Source organism: Streptomyces sp. NPDC004266 (assembly GCF_042874095.1).
GTDB lineage: Bacteria > Actinomycetota > Actinomycetes > Streptomycetales > Streptomycetaceae > Streptomyces.
Map to the genome: position 1 here is coordinate 684,833 of NZ_JBIAMM010000002.1, position 17,217 is coordinate 702,049.

10 protein-coding genes are annotated in these 17,217 nt (G+C 74.6%); 6 read left to right on the top strand and 4 right to left on the bottom strand.

Going from position 1 to position 17,217, the window contains the following annotated elements:
• Positions 1-85: 85 nt before the first annotated feature.
• Positions 86-1,540, bottom strand: coding sequence for an MFS transporter (locus tag ACFYUZ_RS07915; RefSeq protein WP_389306998.1), 1,455 nt, complete (start codon positions 1,538-1,540; stop codon positions 86-88).
• 562 nt (positions 1,541-2,102) lie between these two features.
• On the opposite strand from ACFYUZ_RS07915, the gene ACFYUZ_RS07920 reads away from it, so the two are divergent.
• The 3 genes from ACFYUZ_RS07920 to ACFYUZ_RS07930 all read left to right on the top strand — a co-directional run bounded on the left by ACFYUZ_RS07920 (position 2,103) and on the right by ACFYUZ_RS07930 (position 8,216).
• A complete protein-coding gene (locus ACFYUZ_RS07920) occupies positions 2,103-4,337 on the top strand; it encodes an asparagine synthase-related protein (RefSeq protein WP_389307036.1) in 2,235 nt (744 codons plus the stop codon).
• A 116-nt stretch (positions 4,338-4,453) separates the two neighbouring features.
• Positions 4,454-4,852: a Uma2 family endonuclease gene (locus ACFYUZ_RS07925; RefSeq protein WP_389306999.1), complete on the top strand. Its 399-nt coding sequence runs from the start codon at positions 4,454-4,456 to the stop codon at positions 4,850-4,852.
• Positions 4,853-4,910: 58 nt separating this feature from the next.
• Positions 4,911-8,216 (top strand): ATP-binding protein, encoded by a 3,306-nt coding sequence (locus tag ACFYUZ_RS07930; RefSeq protein ID WP_389307000.1) that lies wholly within the window; start codon positions 4,911-4,913, stop codon positions 8,214-8,216.
• Here the strand turns inward: ACFYUZ_RS07930 and ACFYUZ_RS07935 are convergent.
• Complete coding sequence (locus ACFYUZ_RS07935) at positions 8,203-10,305, bottom strand: sigma-70 family RNA polymerase sigma factor (protein ID WP_389307001.1); 2,103 nt, start codon at positions 10,303-10,305, stop codon at positions 8,203-8,205. The two genes, ACFYUZ_RS07930 and ACFYUZ_RS07935, sit on opposite strands and share 14 nt — an antisense overlap.
• A 205-nt stretch (positions 10,306-10,510) precedes the next feature.
• A complete protein-coding gene (locus ACFYUZ_RS07940) occupies positions 10,511-11,296 on the bottom strand; it encodes a TetR/AcrR family transcriptional regulator (RefSeq protein ID WP_389307002.1) in 786 nt (261 codons plus the stop codon).
• A 354-nt stretch (positions 11,297-11,650) separates the two neighbouring features.
• On the opposite strand from ACFYUZ_RS07940, the gene ACFYUZ_RS07945 reads away from it, so the two are divergent.
• Both ACFYUZ_RS07945 and ACFYUZ_RS07950 read left to right on the top strand, forming a co-directional pair.
• The gene (locus ACFYUZ_RS07945) at positions 11,651-13,015 is read left to right on the top strand and encodes an NAD(P)/FAD-dependent oxidoreductase (RefSeq protein ID WP_389307003.1); all 1,365 of its coding nucleotides are present in this window, start codon (positions 11,651-11,653) and stop codon (positions 13,013-13,015) included.
• 106 nt (positions 13,016-13,121) lie between these two features.
• Positions 13,122-14,762, top strand: coding sequence for a SpoIIE family protein phosphatase (locus ACFYUZ_RS07950; RefSeq protein ID WP_389307004.1), 1,641 nt, complete (start codon positions 13,122-13,124; stop codon positions 14,760-14,762).
• Between the two features lie 6 nt (positions 14,763-14,768).
• Here ACFYUZ_RS07950 and ACFYUZ_RS07955 read toward each other — a convergent pair whose 3' ends face one another.
• Positions 14,769-16,043 carry an MFS transporter gene (locus tag ACFYUZ_RS07955; RefSeq protein WP_389307005.1) on the bottom strand — a complete coding sequence of 425 codons (1,275 nt, stop codon included), beginning with the start codon at positions 16,041-16,043 and terminating at the stop codon, positions 14,769-14,771.
• Between the two features lie 153 nt (positions 16,044-16,196).
• On the opposite strand from ACFYUZ_RS07955, the gene ACFYUZ_RS07960 reads away from it, so the two are divergent.
• Positions 16,197-16,742, top strand: a complete 546-nt coding sequence (locus ACFYUZ_RS07960; RefSeq protein ID WP_389307006.1) for a MarR family winged helix-turn-helix transcriptional regulator — start codon at positions 16,197-16,199, stop codon at positions 16,740-16,742.
• Positions 16,743-17,217 lie beyond the last annotated feature (475 nt).

Consider the following 17,217-nt stretch of genomic DNA (forward strand, 5'->3'; position numbering starts at 1 on the left):
CTCCCGTCCCCGATAGTGCACTGGCCCACTGACAACGCTGCTAAACGCCCACCTTGTGGGATGCGCGTCACGCCGGGGCCGCCCCTCACGCCGGAGCGACGAGCAGCGGCCGGGCCCGCTCGCGGAGTTCCATGACGCGCGGCTCGTCCCCGTACGGTTCGAGCCGGTGCAGCAGGTCCCGTACGTACTCGGTCGTCCGCGCCGAGGAGATCCGTCCCGCCACCTCCACCGCGCGCGTGCCCGCCGCGCAGGCCGCGTCCAGGTTGCCCGACTCCAGCTCGGCCACCGCCGAGACCACGAGCCGCAGCCCGTGCGAGCGTACGAACTCCTCCGTCGGCCGGGACAGCGCCTGCTCGGTGAAGCGCCGGACCTCGCGCGGCATCCGCAGGTCCCGGTAGCACTCGGCGGCGTCGGCGCAGAAGCGGTCGTACGAGTAGAAGCCGAGCCAGGTCGGGTCGGCGTCGCCCTCCCGCGAGCGTTCGAGCCACCCCTCGGCGGACTTGAGCGCGGCCGCGGCGGCGGCCCCGTCGCCGGCCTTGGCGTGCGCGCGGGCCTCGACGAGCCGGAAGAAGGACATGGTGCGGGCGGTGGCGAGCCCCCGGTTCCGTTCGAGCGCGGCCTGGGCGAGGTCGACGCCCTCGTCGGCGAAGCCCCGGTAGGTGGCCTGGAGGGACATGGAGGCGAGGACGTATCCGCCGAGGGGCACGTCGGCGGCGGCGCGGGCGAGCCGCAGGGCCTGGATGTAGTAGCGCTGGGCGGCCTCCTGCTGCCCGGTGTCGAAGGCCATCCAGCCGGCGAGCCGGGTGAGCTCGGCCGTCGCCCCGAACAGGTTCCGGCCGACCTCGTCCGAGTACGAGCCGAGCAGCAGCGGGGCCGCGTCCACGCGTAAGCACTCGGGCACCATCGACGAACGCCAGTCCCCGCCGCCGTACTTGGAGTCCCAGCGCCGCGCGTCCTCCGCGGCCTCGCGGAGTTTGGCGACGTCGCTGTGGCCCACGCGCGCGTGCTCCGTGCCCGCCGTGCCCGCCGCGGCGAGGCCGGTGCCCGCCCCGGGGCGGGGGGCCTCGCGCTCCACCGACGGGTCGGCGGGGGTTATCAGCCAGCGGGAGGCGGGCGTGGCGTACGCGCTGACCGAGAAGGACCCGGCGAGCGACTGCCAGATGCCGCCCCCGCCGGCCCGTCGTCCGGCGAGATCCAGCCGGTACAGGTCGGTGGCCGAGCGGACCGCCTCGCCGACGTCGCGCGGGAAGGCGAGCCCGACCTCGGGCGCCGGGTCGGCGTCCGCGAGGCCGATCTCGTGCAGCGGCACGGGCCGGCCCAGCTTCTGCCCGATCGCGGCGGCGATCAGGTGCGGGGCGGCGCCCTGCGGCACCATGCCCTTGGACACCCATCGGGCGACCGAGGTCTTGTCGTAGCGAAGCGTCAGGCCCCGCTGCGCACCGAGGTCGTTGACGCGCCGGGCGAGCCCGGCGTTGCTGATTCCCGCGAGGGCGAGAACCGTGCCGAGCTTTTCGTTCGGCCCGCGTTGCTCCCTGGACATGACGCCACCCCTCGACAACCCAGACGGCCGCCACGACGCCGGGCATAGGCGTGCGGCATTCGTAAACACAGCGTAGTTCGCCGCATCCCTACCGTTAAGGGGCGGTGTTCCGTATGGCGAGATTGTTGTGTGAACGTGCGACGGACGGGGGCGGCGCGGCGGCTCGTGCTCCCGCCGTGTGGCCGTGCGCCCGGCCGTGCGCTCTCGTCCGCCCGGTGGGGGAGCGCTTCCATGAGTACCGCGTGGGTCGGCCCGCTCGGCCGGGAACGGTGTCCCGGACCAGTGGGCTGGGGGACACCGCCGCCCCATTCCCCGCGGGCGGCGGACGGCGCCGGGAGGCGGGAGCGCCTCCCGGACAGCCGGTGGCCGGCCTTGTGCCCGGACGCCCGTCGAAACATCCGCCGGGGATCGATATTTGGCCGAATGACGCCTGTGCCCTGTCGAAGATCAACTGGCCCATGCCAGGGGCGCATTCGGCTTTCGCGCGCGTGCGCCCGGACCCCGCCCCGTGCGCCGTTGTCGTGGCAGCATGTCCTCCACCGAAACGGATGTGGAGGCGCCGATGCGATGGCTGGTGGGCTGGAGCAGTGTCGCCGCGAGCTTCGCAACGACCGCGACGGGCAGAGCGGGGACGGCGCACGGCGCGTACGGCTCCGGGCGCGCCCCCGGCTCCCCGTACGGCTCCGGACCCGCCTCCGGCTCCCCGTACGACCCCGGACACGACCCCGGCTCCCCGTACGGCACCGCTCCCGCGGCCGAGGGGCGCACGGTGCAACCGGTGGGCGCACAACTCCTGTGGGGCGGCCCCGATCCGCTCTGGGCGGTCGGCGACTGGCGCCCCGACGAGGTCCGCGTGGCGGCCGTCGACGACCACACCCGCCTCGCCGTCCTCGGCTGCTGCGCCGCGAGCGACGAGGAGCTGCGGATCGGGCTGCTCACCGCGCGCGGGGGCGCGCTGCGGCACCTGACCGCCTGGCCCGGCAGCTACACCGCCGTCGTGAAGGCCGGCCGCCGCGTCACCGTCACCGGCGACCTCGCGGGCGCCCGGCCGGTGTTCCACACCCCGTGGGCGGGCGGCACCGCGTACGCCACCGCCGCCCTGCCGCTCGCCGACCTCGTCGAGGCCCAGCTCGACATCGGCCATCTCGCCGCCCTGCTCGCCTGCCCCGAGACCCCGGAGGCCCTGCGCGACTCCACCCCGTACGAGGGAGTGCGCAGGGTGCCGCCGGGCCACGCGCTGATCCTGCGGGAGGGCTCGCGCGAGATCACCGGCTACGAGCAGGTGGCCTCGCTCGCCGTCGCGGCGCCCGAGGCCGACCCCCGGCAGGCCGTGGAAGGGGTGCGGGACGCCCTCGTCGAGGCCGTGCGCGCCCGGCTCACCGCCGCCCGGCACGCGCCCGAGGCACCGCTCCCCGACCCGGGCCCGGTCCCCGGCATGGGCCCCGCCGACCGGCGCGCCGCCCGGGGCGCGGGCCCCGCGCCCGGCATCGGCGCCGACCTGTCCGGCGGCAGCGCCTCCGGCACGCTCGCCCTGCTCGCGGCGGGCCTCCCGGGGGTGCCGGGCACGATCACCGGACAGGGCACGGGCGCGGGGGAGCGGCTGCTCGCCGTCACCTTCAACGACCTGGCGACCCGGGCCGGCGCGCGCCGCACGGCCGAGCTGGAACGGGCCCGCGCGATCGCCGCCGACCCCCGTCTGCACCACGTCGTCGTCGCGGGCGGCGAGGAGGCCCTCCCGTACGCGGCGCTCGACGGACCGCTCACCGACGAGCCGGGGCCCGCGCTGGTCACGGCCGAGCGGCACCGCAGGCGGCTCGCGGGCGGCAGTGCCGACCACTTCACCGGCATGGGCGCCAAGCAGGTCCTGGACGCGCACCCGGCGCGCCTCGCCGACCTCCTGATGGACCGTCGGCGTCGCTCCCTGGTGCGTCCGGTGACGGCGCTCGCCAAGGCCTCGGGGCCGTCGGCGGGAGCGTTCCTGGTGCCGCTGACCGTCTACCGGGCGGCGCGGAAGCTCGCCCGTACCCCGTACCGGACGGGTCTCGAGGCGGCGGCCCGGCGGGTCCTGGAGGCGAACCGCACGGCCCCGGACGGCTTCGGGCCGCTGGAGGCCTCGCTCTCCGCCCTCACCTGGTCGCGGCCGGGCCCCGCGGCGCGCTGGCTGACGGGGGAGGCCCTCGCCGAAGTATCGGTTCGCCTGAACCGGGCGGCGACCCTCCCGGCCGCCGTCCAGCGCCCCGGCGAGGCACGCGCGCGTGCCGCCCTCGCCCGCGCGGCGGCCGACCACCGGGTCCTGGAACAGGCCGCCGAGATCCGGGGCCAGCGGCTGCACGCCCCCTTCCTCGACAACCAGGTCGTACGGGCCTGCCGCGACCTCCCCGAATCGCTCCGGGTCCAGCCCGACGCCCGGGCCGGCGTCCTGCGCACGGTCCTCTCCGGCGCCGGAGTCCACGACGTCCCCGCCGGCTGGGGAGCCCCCCACCCGGCCGTCCCGGCCGCCGCCACGCGCGCGGGCCTGCGCGCCGCGCTCCCCCAGCTCCTCGCCCTCTTCGACGCGCCGCTCCTCGCGGACGCGGGCCTGATCGAGGCCCGCGTCGTCCGCAAGGCGCTGCGCGCGGCGGCCGACGGCGCCCCCGTCCCCCTCGACGGCCTCGCCGACCTCGTCTCCACCGAACTCTGGCTCCGCCGCCTCCTCGCCCGCCGGGGCTCCTGCTGGACCGACACCACGGCCCCCCGTGCCCCTCGCGCGGCCCAGGGACCGCTGATCCCGGCGTCCAGGCGGTCACTGCCGGCGTGAGGTTCCGTCGAGCGGGCGAAACGTCACAGCACGTTCGTTCGGGTGAACGCGTCCCGGACTTCGGCTCGACGCCGGACCTAAGCTGAAACCGTCGACCCGAGCGGAGGAGGTCAGCTATGGCTATGCCGTTGCCGGTCCCGGAGGACGCGCACTCCGAGGTCCTGCCCGACCGTGAGGGCGCGAGTGCCCAGGAGACCTTCGAGCTGTTCAGTGCGCTGGCCCCCAAGGGGTGGCGCGTGGAGCTGATCGAAGGGGAGATCTACGTGGTGCCTCCGGCCAATGGCGAGCACGAGAAGACCGTGACCGAGATGGTGGAACAGGTCATTGCCCGCCGTGTCGACAAGGAACTGCGCAACTCCACGGGCATCGGCCTGCGCCTTCCCGGAGCCACCGGCACCGTGCGCGTCATCCCGGACCTCGTGACCGCTCCCAGGGACAGCTTCGACGACCAGCAGGAGTGGCACGCCCCCGAACCCGTCCTCCTCGGCTTCGACCTGGACACCGGCGCCTTCTGAGGGACCCACCGGGGTAAACCCCGAGGCGCCCCCCGCGCCCGGCCGACACAATGGGTCGGTGCGGTATCTCATCCTCGGCACCACCGAGGCCCTCCGGCCCGACGGCACCCCACTGCCCCTCGGCGGTGCCCGGCTGCGCGCGCTGCTCGCCGCGCTCGCGCTGCGCGGCGGACGGGCCGTCTCCGTCGGCGAGCTCGCCGACGACGTGTACGGGGACGACCCCCCGCAGGACACCCCCGCAGCCCTCCAGGCCCTCGTCGGCCGCCTCCGCCGGAGCATCGGCCGGGAGGCCGTCGCCTCCACCCCCGGCCCCGGCTACCGGCTCGTCGCCGGTCCCGACGACATCGACCTGTACGTCTTCCGGCGCCGGGTCAGCGACGGTGCCGGCCGCCTCGACGCCGGCGACCCCGACACCGCCGCCGCCCTCCTCCGCGAGGCCCTCGGCCTCTTCCGCGGCCCCGCCCTCGCCGACCTGCCCGACCCGGCGGGCGTCCGCCCCGAGGCGCAGCGGCTCGCGGCGCTCCGGCAGCGCGTCGAAGCCGACCTGCGCCGGGGCGCCACCGACGGACTCGTACCGGAGCTGACCGAGCTCACCACCACGTACCCGTACGACGAGGCCTTCCGCGCCCACCTCATCCGCGCCCTGCGGGCCGAGGGCCGCCACGCCGACGCCCTCACCGCGTACGAGTCGGCCCGCCGCACCCTCGCGGACGCCCTCGGCGCCGACCCGGGCCCCGAACTCACCGCTCTCCACCACGAACTCCTCACCGGAGCCCCCGCCCCCGCCCCGACGCCGCCCGCGCCCGCGTCCGTCCCCGAGGCCCCGAAGCCCCCGGCCCCCGCCCCCGCCCCCGCCCCCGAAGTCGGCAACATCCGGCCCCGGCTCACCTCCTTCGTCGGGCGCGAGCCCGAACTCGACGCCCTCCAGGCGGACCTGACCCGCTCCCGGCTCGTCACGCTCACCGGACCCGGCGGCTCCGGCAAGACGCGGCTCGCCGAGGAGGCCGCGCTCCGGGCCGCCGGCCCCTCCGCCTGGATCGCCGAACTCGCCCCGCTCGACGACCCCGACGCCGTCCCCGGAGCCGTCCTCTCCGCGCTCCGCCTCCGCGAGGTCAACTTGATCACCCGCGAGGGAGCACAGCTCCAGGACGACCCCACCGGCCACCTCGTCGAGCACCTGGCCCGCCGCCCGCTGCTCCTCGTCCTCGACAACTGCGAGCACGTCATCGACGCGGCCGCCGCCCTCGCCGAGACCCTGCTCACCCACTGCCCGCAGCTGCGCGTCCTCGCCACCAGCCGCGAACCCCTCGGCGTCCCCGGCGAGTCCGTCCGCCCCGTCGAGCCCCTCCCGCCCGACCCCGCCCACCGCCTCTTCGCCGAGCGGGCCCGCACCGTGCGCCCCTCCTTCGACCTCGCCCGGGACGGCGGCGAGGCCGTCGACGAGATCTGCCGCCGCCTCGACGGCCTGCCCCTCGCCATCGAACTGGCCGCCGCCCGGCTCCGCCTCCTCACCCCGCGCCAGATAGCCGACCGCCTCGACGACCGGTTCCTCCTCCTCACCTCCGGCTCGCGGACCGTCCTGCCCCGCCAGCAGACCCTCCGCGCCGTCGTCGACTGGTCCTGGGACCTCCTCGACCCGGCCGAGCGCACCCTGCTCCGCCAGGTGTCGGTCTTCGCCGGCGGCTGGGACCTGGCCGCCGCCGAGGCCCTCTCCCCGCACGCCGCCGACGCCCTGGGCGCCCTCGTCGACAAGTCCCTCGTCGTCGCCACCCCCACCGAGGACGGCGAGATGCGCTACCGGCTCCTGGAGACCATCCACGAGTACGCCACCGAACGCGCCGCCGAGGACCCCGAGCTGCTCGCCGCCGCCGAAGCCACCCACACCGCCCACTTCACCGCCCTCGCCGAGGCGGCCGAACCCATGCTCCGTTCGGCGGAGCAGCTGCCCTGGATCGACCGCATCGAGCGCGACCTCGACAACATCCGCGCCGCCCTCCACCGCACCCTCGTCGCCTCCCCCAGGCTCTCGGCCCCGCCCGGGCAGGGGGAACCCCCGCCCCACGAGGCCGCCGCCCTCCGGCTCGTCTTCGCCATGGGCTGGTTCTGGTGGCTGCGGAACTACCGGCCCGAGGGCCTGGCCTGGGTCGAGCGCGCGATCGCCCTCGGCGAGGACCCGTCCGACCCCGCCGACCCCCGCCACTGGCCCCGCATGCACCTGCGCATGCTGCACTTCTTCCTCGCGGTCGAGAGCCGGACGATGGGCGACTTCCAGGAGCCGGAGACCCTCGCGCTCGTCCGGCGCGTCCGCGACGCGTTCGGCACGGACCCCGGCCCCGAGGCGGCCCGCTTCCCCGGCCTGCTCTGGCCCTTCACCGCGTACCTCACCGAGGAACCGACCGCGATCCGAAGCCTCCTCGACACCGCCGTCGACAACTGCCGCCGCCACGGCGGCGACTGGGAGCTCGGCGTCAGCCTCATGTTCCGCACGCACATGGTCGTCGACATGCCCGGCGGCATGCCGGGCGTCGACGAGGCCCTGGCCGAACTCCGCGACATCGCCCGGCGCGTCGGCGACCGCTGGATGGGGGCCCAGATCGCGAGCGCGGCGGGCGAGTCGTACACGATGCGGGGCCGGCACGAGGAGGCGGGCGAGGCGTACGAGGAGGCCCTCGGCCTCGCCCGCGAGGTCGGCGCCCACGCCGAGGCCCCCTTCCTCCTCGCCCGCCTGGCCGAACTGTCCTACCGCACCGGCGACCTGGAGACCGCCGAGCGGACCCTCGACGAGGCGGCGCGGGAGGCCGACCGCTACCACGTACGGGACACCCACACGTACGTCTGCTTCCTCCGCGCCGCCTTCGCCCTCCACCGCCGTGACGTCAGGGGGGCCCGCTTCCAGCTGGAGGAGGCGGGACGCACGGTCGCCCTCGGCACCCCGCCGCCGCACTTCCAGGCGGCGGTGATCGGGATCGCCGCCCGCGTCGAGGCGTATGAGGGCAGGGGCGCCGCCGCCGTCGCCACGGCCGTCACCGCGCTCCGCACCGCGCGGGACGCGCAGTGCGCGGACTTCGTCACCACCGGCCTGGGAGACGGACTCGCCATCGCCCTGGTCGAGGCGGGCGAGGCCGATCTCGCCGTACGGGTCCTGGCCGCCGTCGACCACTGGCGCCGGGACATGCCCCGCTCGGTCCCCGAGCTGAAGGACATCGAGTCCGTGACGGCCCGGGCGCTCGTCGAGCTCGACGAGCCGGCCCTGGCGGCGGCCCGCGCGGCCGGCGCGGGCCTCGGCCTCGACGAGGTCCTCGCCCTCGTCGCACCCTTCGCACCCGCCCGGCCGACCGCCGGGACGGGCGTCAGGAGCAGCTGATCCGGGACTCCGCCCAGTCGGCCACCGCGGCCCGGCCGAACGGCGTGTGCTCCTCCACCACGAGCCGGATCGTGGAGAGCCCGGAGAGGTCGACGTGCACCGGGACCGGCGGGTCGCCCGCCTGGACGACCCGGGAGCGCCAGAGCCGCGCCCCGTCCCCGTAGACGGAGAAGCGGACGCCGCCGACGCCGAGCCGGGCGCTCAGGTCGTCGATGCCGACGATCGCGTCGTAACTCGTGCACGGCCGGTTGAGGTCGATGAGCAGCGAGGACGGCGCGTGGACGCTCACCCCGTGGGCGTACCGCGTGCCTCCGATGGACAGGCCGTCGCGCTGCCACATCCAGCTGCTGTCCGCGAGGGACACCTCGGGCCTGGTGCCGTCGCCGAAGGTCCCGTACTGCAGCTCGCTGACCTGGTAGACGGTCGGCGAGGGCTTCGGCGTGGGTTTCGGGCGGGGCTTCTCGTGGGTGGGCGTGGGCTTCGGCGCGGGCTTCGGGGACGGCGTGGGCGTCGGCTTCGGCGTGGGCCTGGGCGTCGGCCTGGGGCTGGGCTTCGGCGGAGGCGACGGGGCGGGGGCCGGCGGCTCGGCGACGGGCGGGGCCGGCGGCTTCGGCTTCGGGGAGGGCTTCGCCGGGGGCGCGGCCTTCGGCGGCACTACGGGGGTGACGACCGGCTGGGTGGGCCGGGGGGCGGCCACCGGCTGCGGGTCCCCGGCCATCGCCCAGACGAGCCCGGCGGCCGCGGCGACCGCCATGGCCGCCGCGATGCCGGCCTTCGCGGGCGCGCCGAGCCCCTCGGCGGCCACGCCGCCCGAGGCGGCGCCGCCGGAGGACCCGGAGGCGGCGGCCGCCGCGCCCGCACCGGCCGCGGCGGCGGCGCCACCGGCGACGACACCGGCGGCCTTGAGCGAGTACCCGGCGGCGAACCAGCCGATGACGGCGACCGGCAGGAGCGCGGGGATCCCGGCGTTCACATGGGCCAGCTCACCTGCGGCGAGCCGGCACTTCGCGCACTCGTCCAGGTGTTTGCGCAGGCCGCGCTCGGCACGCATCCGCAGCCCGCCGCGCGCGTAGGCGCCGAGCCGGTCCGCGTAGCGGGCGCAGTCGCCGCCCGCGGTCAGGGACTGGCTGACGTGCGCCTGGAGGTAGGCCTGCTTGAGGCCCTCGCGGGCCCGGCTGGCGAGCACGGCCGTGGCGTTGGCGGTCAGTCCGAAGAGCGGGGCGACCTCGCTCGGGGACTCCTCCTCGACGGTGGTGTGCCAGAGCACGGCCTGCCAGCGCTCGGGCAGCGAGCGGAAGGCCTGCATGGCGAGGGACCGCTCGGCCTCGTGCATGGCGCGGACTTCCGCGCCGAGGTCCGTCGTGTCCTGGTCGGAGACTTCGGAGGAGCGGGCGGCGTCCGCGGCGAACACCGCGAAGTCCTCGACGAGGTGCTCGCGCTTCTGGGTCCTGACCCAGTTCGCGGCGACCCGCCGGACGGTGGTCATGAGGTAGGCGCGCACGGCCTGTTCGGGGCCGGCCCCGCCGCGGACCGCCTGGAGGGTGCGGGCGAAGACCTCGGCGGTGAGGTCGTCGGCGGTGTGCGCGTCCCGGCAGCAGGTCCGGGCGTAGCGGCGGACGGCCTCGGAGTGGCGGCGGAACAGTTCCTCGTACGCGGAGTCGTCGCCGTCCCGCATGAGCTGGACGAGCTCGGCGTCGGAGGGCGGCAGCTCACGCGGCGGCGGAAGGACGGTGTCGGTCTCACCGAGGCCGATCCCGCCGACCGCCTCCGCCGCGGGACCCGCCCCGGCGCCCGCCCCCGCGGGCTTGCCCTCGCGCTGCTGCGGCACGCTCGCGTCGAGCGGATCGGTGTGTCCGGTCGGCGCTCCCGGAGAACCCGAAGATCCGGCGGGAGCCGCGGATCCGGCGGGAGCCGCGGATCCGGCGGGAGCCGCGGATCCGGCCGCCGCCCCGGTCGCTCCGGACGAGGACGACGACGCAGGGGAGAGCCCTCCCGGCCCGCCCTGGCTCGGCACCTGCCGGGAGGGAAGGCCTCCGGTCTCCGCGCCGCCGCCGCTGTCCAGCGGATCGTCCCGACTGTCACCGCTCATCGCGGAAGCCCCCGTACGCACGCTCGGACCCGAATACCGGGTCAGCCTGCCACAGAGCGCGGGCACGCCGAAGCGCCGCGTCCACTTACCACTCGTCCGGGGCGACTTGGTGTATCCGGGCGTAACCGCTCACACGTTCGTGTCATGCTGATGGGTCCGCCCGGACCACGAGAAGCACGGTCGTACGAGAACGACCGAGGGCCTCCTACCGGGAGCGCAGACCCTCGAGCAGGATGTCGAGGAGCCGGGCCGAGGCCGCCGCCTGCTGCACCGCGTCCGGCAGCGCCGGCGCGGCGGTGGCGATGACGAGGAGGACGTCCGCCACGGTCACGTCCGCCCGCAGCTCACCCGCCTCACGCGCCCGGTCGACCAGCCGCCCGACGACCTCCAGGAGCTCCGAGGCCCCCGCGTCGTCCCGCTCGTCGGCCGGCACCCCGCGCGGCGCGACCACGCGAGCGTCGGCCTGCTCGACGCCACCCCGCTGGTACGGCACCCGGGCCGCCTCGTCCGCGTCGTCCGCGACGAGCGGCGCACCGGAGTCGTCCACGCCCACCCGCAGCACCTGCGGCGGCAGGAGACGTCCCGCACCCGAGGCCACCGAGGTCCGCAGGAACCGGGAGAGCGCCGACCACGGCTCCTCCTCCTGGCCCAGCGCGGCCCGCGCCTGCTCGGTCAGCCGGGAGGTCTCCTCCTCGGCTATCCGCCGCACCAGCACGTCCTTGCTGGGGAAGCGGCGGTAGACGGTGCCGACGCCGACCCGGGCGCGGCGCGCCACGTCCTCCATCGGCGCCCCGTAGCCGAGCTCGCCGAACACCTCGCGGGCGGCCCGCAGCACGTGCTCCAGATTGCGCTGGGCGTCCACCCGCAGCGGCGCGGACCTGCCGCCGGTCACCGGCGCCCCGTTACGCGCCTCGATCGTCCCCGCGACGTGCCCGTCGACGACGGTCGCCGTCCCGGTGCCCGACTGCCACCGTGAATCCTGAATCTGCATAAGCGTTCCCCCGCTCATGATGTCTCCCCCCGGAGACTCCCCGCCCTGACACGGGGCTTCCGGCGGACGAGCGCTTCGGTCCACGCGCGCTCCGATCCGACACCCCGACGAAGTACGAACATAGTTGAGTCGGGGTCAATTCAGAAGGGGGAGTTCCGTCCGGTGCGCCCCCCGATCGGAGCAAGGCCCGGAAGACTCCCGATTCCGACCCCTCTCCGAACCGGCCCCACCCGCCGTGACCTGCACCTTTTCCCCGCGCGCCCGTCGCGCGCCACCCCACGCCTCCGTACCCCTCCGGTCACACAATTTGCCGAGCCTGTGGACAAACAACGGACGGCGGTGCGTCATGGGACAGTGACCGAACCTGCGCGCATTCTCGTGGTCGGCGGTGGCTACGTCGGCATGTACACCGCGCTGCGCCTGCAGCGGCAGCTCAGGACGGAGCTCAGAGACGGCACCGCCGAGATCGTGGTGGTCACGCCCGAGCCGTACATGACGTATCAGCCGTTCCTGCCGGAGGCCGCGGCCGGCTCCATCTCCCCGCGCCACGTCGTGGTGCCGCTCCGCCGGGTCCTCGACCGCTGCCGCATCGTCATCGGCGAGGTCCACTCCGTCGACCACGCCAAGCGCACCGCGACCCTCTCCACCCTCGCCACCGAGGAGGAGGGCGCCGGCACCCTCGACCTGACATACGACGAGCTGGTCATCGCGCCCGGATCCGTCTCCCGCACCCTCCCCGTCCCCGGCCTCGCCGACCACGGCATCGGCTTCAAGACCGTCGAGGAGGCCATCGGCCTGCGCAACCACGTCATCGAGCAGATGGACATCGCCTCCTCCACCCGCGATCCCGCCATCCGCGACGCCGCCCTCACCTTCGTCTTCGTCGGCGGCGGCTACGCGGGCGTGGAGGCCCTCGCCGAGCTGGAGGACATGGCCCGCTACACCGCGCGCTACTACCACAACATCAAGCCCGAGGACCTGCGCTGGGTCCTCGTCGAGGCCTCCGACCGGATCCTTCCCGAGGTCGGCGAGGAGATGGGCCGGTACGCCGTCCGCGAGCTGCGCGGCCGGAACATCGACGTCCGTCTGCGCACCCGCCTGGAGACCTGCGAGGACCGGGTCGCCGTCCTCAGCGACGGCACCCGCCTGCCCACCCGCACGGTCGTCTGGACCGCCGGCGTGAAGCCCGCGCCCGTCCTCGCCGCCACCGACCTGCCGCTGAACGAACGCGGAAGGCTCCGCTGCACCGCCCGGCTCACCGTCGACGGCGCCGAGCACGCCTGGGCCGCCGGCGACGCCGCCGCCGTCCCCGACGTGACCGCCAAGGAGCCGGGCGCGGAGTGCGCGCCCAACGCCCAGCACGCCGTCCGCCAGGCCAAGGTCCTCGCCGAGAACATCGCCGCCTCCCTGCGCGGGCAGCCGCTCAAGGAGTACGCGCACGCGTACGTGGGCTCCGTCGCCTCCCTGGGCCTCCACAAGGGGGTCGCCCACGTCTACGGACGCAAGCTCAAGGGATACCCGGCCTGGTTCATGCACCGCGCCTACCACCTCAGTCGGGTGCCGACCTTCAACCGCAAGGCCCGGGTCCTCGCCGAATGGACCCTGTCCGGCCTGTTCAAACGGGAGATCGTCTCCCTCGGCTCGCTGGAACACCCCAGGGCCGAATTCGAACTCGCCGCGGCCCCACCCCCCGGCGACGGCGACAAGCCGCGGTCCTGACATCACTGTCAGTGCACTCGTCCACACTGGACGTGTGACCATAGGTGGGCTCACACCTGCACAGCGTGACTCTGCACGGCACCGACACCACGAGGCATACAGATCCGTGAACTTCACCCGTTGGAGCGCCCGGCTTCCCGGCACGCAGCGCCGCGCTGCGCGGGGGACCGAAGGCTCCGTGCCCGCCGCCCGCGGTGAGTACGGTCAGCAGCTGGAGCAGCTCGCCGACGGCGCCGCCGAGGCAGCCGACGTCCCCGCCCTGGAGGACTTCTCCGTGCGGGAGCTGCTCGGCCGGCTCCCCGGGCTCGTCGCGCTCGTGTACGGCCCGGAGCACCGCATCGCCTACGTGAACGACGCGTACGCCGCCGCCTTCGGCCCCCGCCCCGCCGGCGCCACCGTCGCCGACACCTGCCCGGAGGCCGAGGAGCTCGGCCTGCTCCCCCTCATGGACCAGGTGCTGCGCAGCGGCAAGCCCCGCACGGTCAAGTCCCGCCGCACCCGGGACGGCGGCTCGTACACGGTCACCTGCCTGCCCGTCGACAGCCCCCGCCTCGACGGCGGCGGGGTCCTCGTCCACGCCGCCGACGTCACCGACCACGCCGAGGCCGCCGAGCGGCTCCGGGCCAGCGAGCGCAGGCACCGCGAGACCGCCGTCACCCTCCAGCGCTCCCTGCTCCCGCAGGAGCTGGAGCAGCCCGACGACCTGCGGATCGCCGCCACCTACCAGCCCGGCGTCGCGGACGCGGCCGTCGGCGGCGACTGGTACGACGTGATCACCCTCGGCGCGGGCCGCACCGCCCTCGTCATCGGCGACGTGATGGGCCGGGGCGTGCGCGCCGCCGCCGTCATGGGCCAGCTCCGCACCGCCGTCCGGGCCTACGCGCGCCTGGACCTGCCCCCGCACGAGGTCCTCCAGCTCCTCGACGGCCTCGCCGCCGAGATCGACGCCAGCCAGATCGCCACCTGTGTGTACGCGATCCACGACCCCAGCGAGGGCAAGCTGGTGTACGCCTCCGCGGGCCACCTCCCGATCCTCGTACGGGACGAGGACGGCACCGTCCGCCGCGCCGAGGACCCGACCGGCCCGCCGCTCGGCACCGGCGGCTGGCTGCACGCCTCGGGCTCCATCGCCCTGCCGCCCGGCTCCACCGCGGTCCTCTACACCGACGGCCTCGTCGAGCGCCGCCGCGAGGACATCGACGAGGGCGTCGCCGCCCTGGCCCGTGCCCTGGCCGGCGCCGACGGCACCCCGCAGGTCGTCTGCGACCGGCTGCTGCGCGCCCTCGGGGTCACCGCCGAGCACGACGACGACGTCGCCGTCCTGGTCGTCCAGCACCCCTCCCGCAAGGGCTCGGACGCCGAGCTCTTCCACAACGCCGCCCTGGAACTGCTCGGCGGGGTGGAGGCCGCGCCTCGCGCGCGTGCCTTCGCCTCCGGGGTCCTGTCGTCCTGGCGGTTCCCGGCCGAGCTGCGCGACCTGGGCGTCCTCGCCACCAGCGAGCTCGTGGCGAACTCCCTCCAGCACGGCACCCCGCCCATGCGCCTGCGGCTCCGGCGCACCGACCGGCGCCTGATCATCGAGGTCACGGACGGCGACGACTACCTGCCGCGCCGCCGCAGGGCGGAAACGGAGGACGAGGCGGGTCGCGGCATCTCGATCATCGCGACGATCGCCTCGTCCTGGGGGAGCCGCCGCACGCCGGGCGGCGGCAAAGCGGTCTGGTGCGAGTTCGCCCTGCCGGACTGACCCCGCCTAGGCGGCGGCGGTCTCGCTCTCGCGGAGCGGCTCGTGCCGCGCGACCACCTTCGACGGCTTGACCGCGAGCGACGGCTGGTCCTGCTCGGGGGTCAGCTGCCGACCCAGCCGGACGGCCAGGAAGGTGATGCCGAGCGAGAAGAGCACGAAGGTCACGATGTACGGACCGTGCAGCGCGGCCCCCATGGGCCCGCCCACGGCCGGACCGACGGCCAGCGCCAGCTGCTTCACCAGGGCGAAGGCCGAGTTGTACGAGCCGACCATCGACTCCGGCGCCAGATCGGCCACCAGCGGCGCCACGGTCGGCGACAGCATCGCCTCACCGAGCCCGAAGAGGGCGTACGTGGAGACGAAGGCCGCCGTCGCCATGGCCTGGCTGCCGTGCCCGAGGCCCGCGTACCCGGCGACCATCCAGGCCACGGCCCAGATCAGACCCACGGCCGCGATCACCCGGGTCCGCTTCCGGCGCTCGACGAACCGCAGCACCAGGAACTGGGCGACCACGATCACCGCCGTGTTGGCGGCCAGCGCGATGCCGAGCGTCGACGGCTGGATGCCGGCGGCCTCCGTGCCGTACGCGGCGAGGCCCGACTCGAACTGCCCGTAGCAGGCGAAGAACAGCACGAAGCCGAGGACGCACAGCTGCACCATCGCCTTGTGCCCGACCAGCGCGCGGACACCGCCGGCCTTCCCGCCCTCGGACGGACGGGTGTCCTGGAGCGCGGGGGAGCCCGGCACCCGGACGGTCCCCACGACCGCGGCGAGCACGAGGAACATCGCCGCCTCGATCGAGAACAGCAGGATGAAGCTGCCCGGCCGGCTCGTGTCGACCAGCAGGCCGCCGATCAGACCACCGATGCCGAGACCGAGGTTCTGCAGGAAGAACTGCATCGCGAAGGCCCGTGTGCGCCCGGTCGGCGCCGAGCACCAGACGATCATCGTGGCGAGGGCCGGCTGGAGCACGGCCGTACCGGCACCGAGCAGCGCCGCGGCCCCCACGGCCGCCGGCACGCTGGAGGCGAAGCCCATCGCCACCGCGCCCACCGCCGCCACGACCGAGGCCACCAGCAGGACGGGCACGGGCCCGCGCCGGTCGATGGCCCGCCCGCTGAAGGGCAGCACCACCAGTGCGGCCATGGCGAAGACGGCCAGCACGATTCCCGCCGTGGCCGCGCCCAGATCCCGCACCTGCGCCACGTACACATAGAGGTACGGCACGGTGAAACCGAGTCCGAACGCGCTCAGCGCGCTGCCTGCCTGAATCCGGCGCATCGCCGCGCCCCTCGCCTTGGTCACACTCACCCACTTCGGTCGCGGGTTCAGGCCTGTAGGACTGAACCCTGAAGACTTCAACACTAAAGTTAACGGCTTAACAGTACACACTGAAGGACTTCAACGCCAACGACACCGTGGGATACTCCCCGCATGTCCGACACCGCTCCCCAGGAGCCGAGCCTCGACGAGCAGATCGCCGCGTATCAGCGCGAGTACCGCGACCTCGACCCACAGGTGGAGAAGGTCGTCTCCGCCCTCGGCCGGCTGAACCGCCGGATGAACGTGGCGTACGGCCGCCAGCTCTCCGACCTCGGCATCAGCAACGCCGAGTGGGAGGTCCTCAAGACGCTGGTCCTCTCCGGAGAGCCCTACCGCCTGGGTCCCGGCGAGCTCGCCAAGCGTCTGGGCCTCACCCCGGCCGCGATGACCCACCGCATCGACCGCATGGCCGGCGAGGGCCTGGTCACCCGCGACCGCGACGAGAACAACCGCGTCCGCGTGATCGTCGAGCTCACCGACGAGGGCCGCTCGAAGTGGCTGGAGGCCATGCGCATGGCCACCGACTTCGAGGAGGACCTGCTCCAGGACCTCACGACGGAGGAGAAGGGCGTCCTCGGCGATGTCCTCATCCGTCTCCTCCGCCGAGTGGAGCTCACCCAGCCTGACGCCGGCGGCCGCCTGACGGACCTCGACTGACCTGCCGGAAGGCCTGTCGGAGGGCCCGTCGGACGGGGCCGAACGGGGGACGGGCGGGGGTTGACACGCCCCTCCTGGATGCGTAGTGTTCTCCGAGTTGTCACGGAGCCGGAACGGTTCTTCGACAACCACTCACGCCGCTGATGCGGCACCTCTACTCAGCACGAACTCCCCACCGGGATGAATTTCGGCATGCCGAAATTCATTTCGAATGGCTCGATTATGAGTCGCCGGGAAGACCCGCTAGAGTTTGAGACGTCGGAACGGCCCAACAGCCGGAAAGACAAACCCCCCTGACTGGGAATCAGACGCCGAAAGGATCTGATAGAGTCGGAACCGCCGGAAGGGCCCGGAGCGAAAGCGAAGGGGACCGGAAAGCGCCGAGGAAATCGGATCGGAAAGATCTGATAGAGTCGGAAACGAAGGAAGCGCCCGGAGGGCCCGGAAACGGGACCGAAGGAAGCGTCCGCACCTT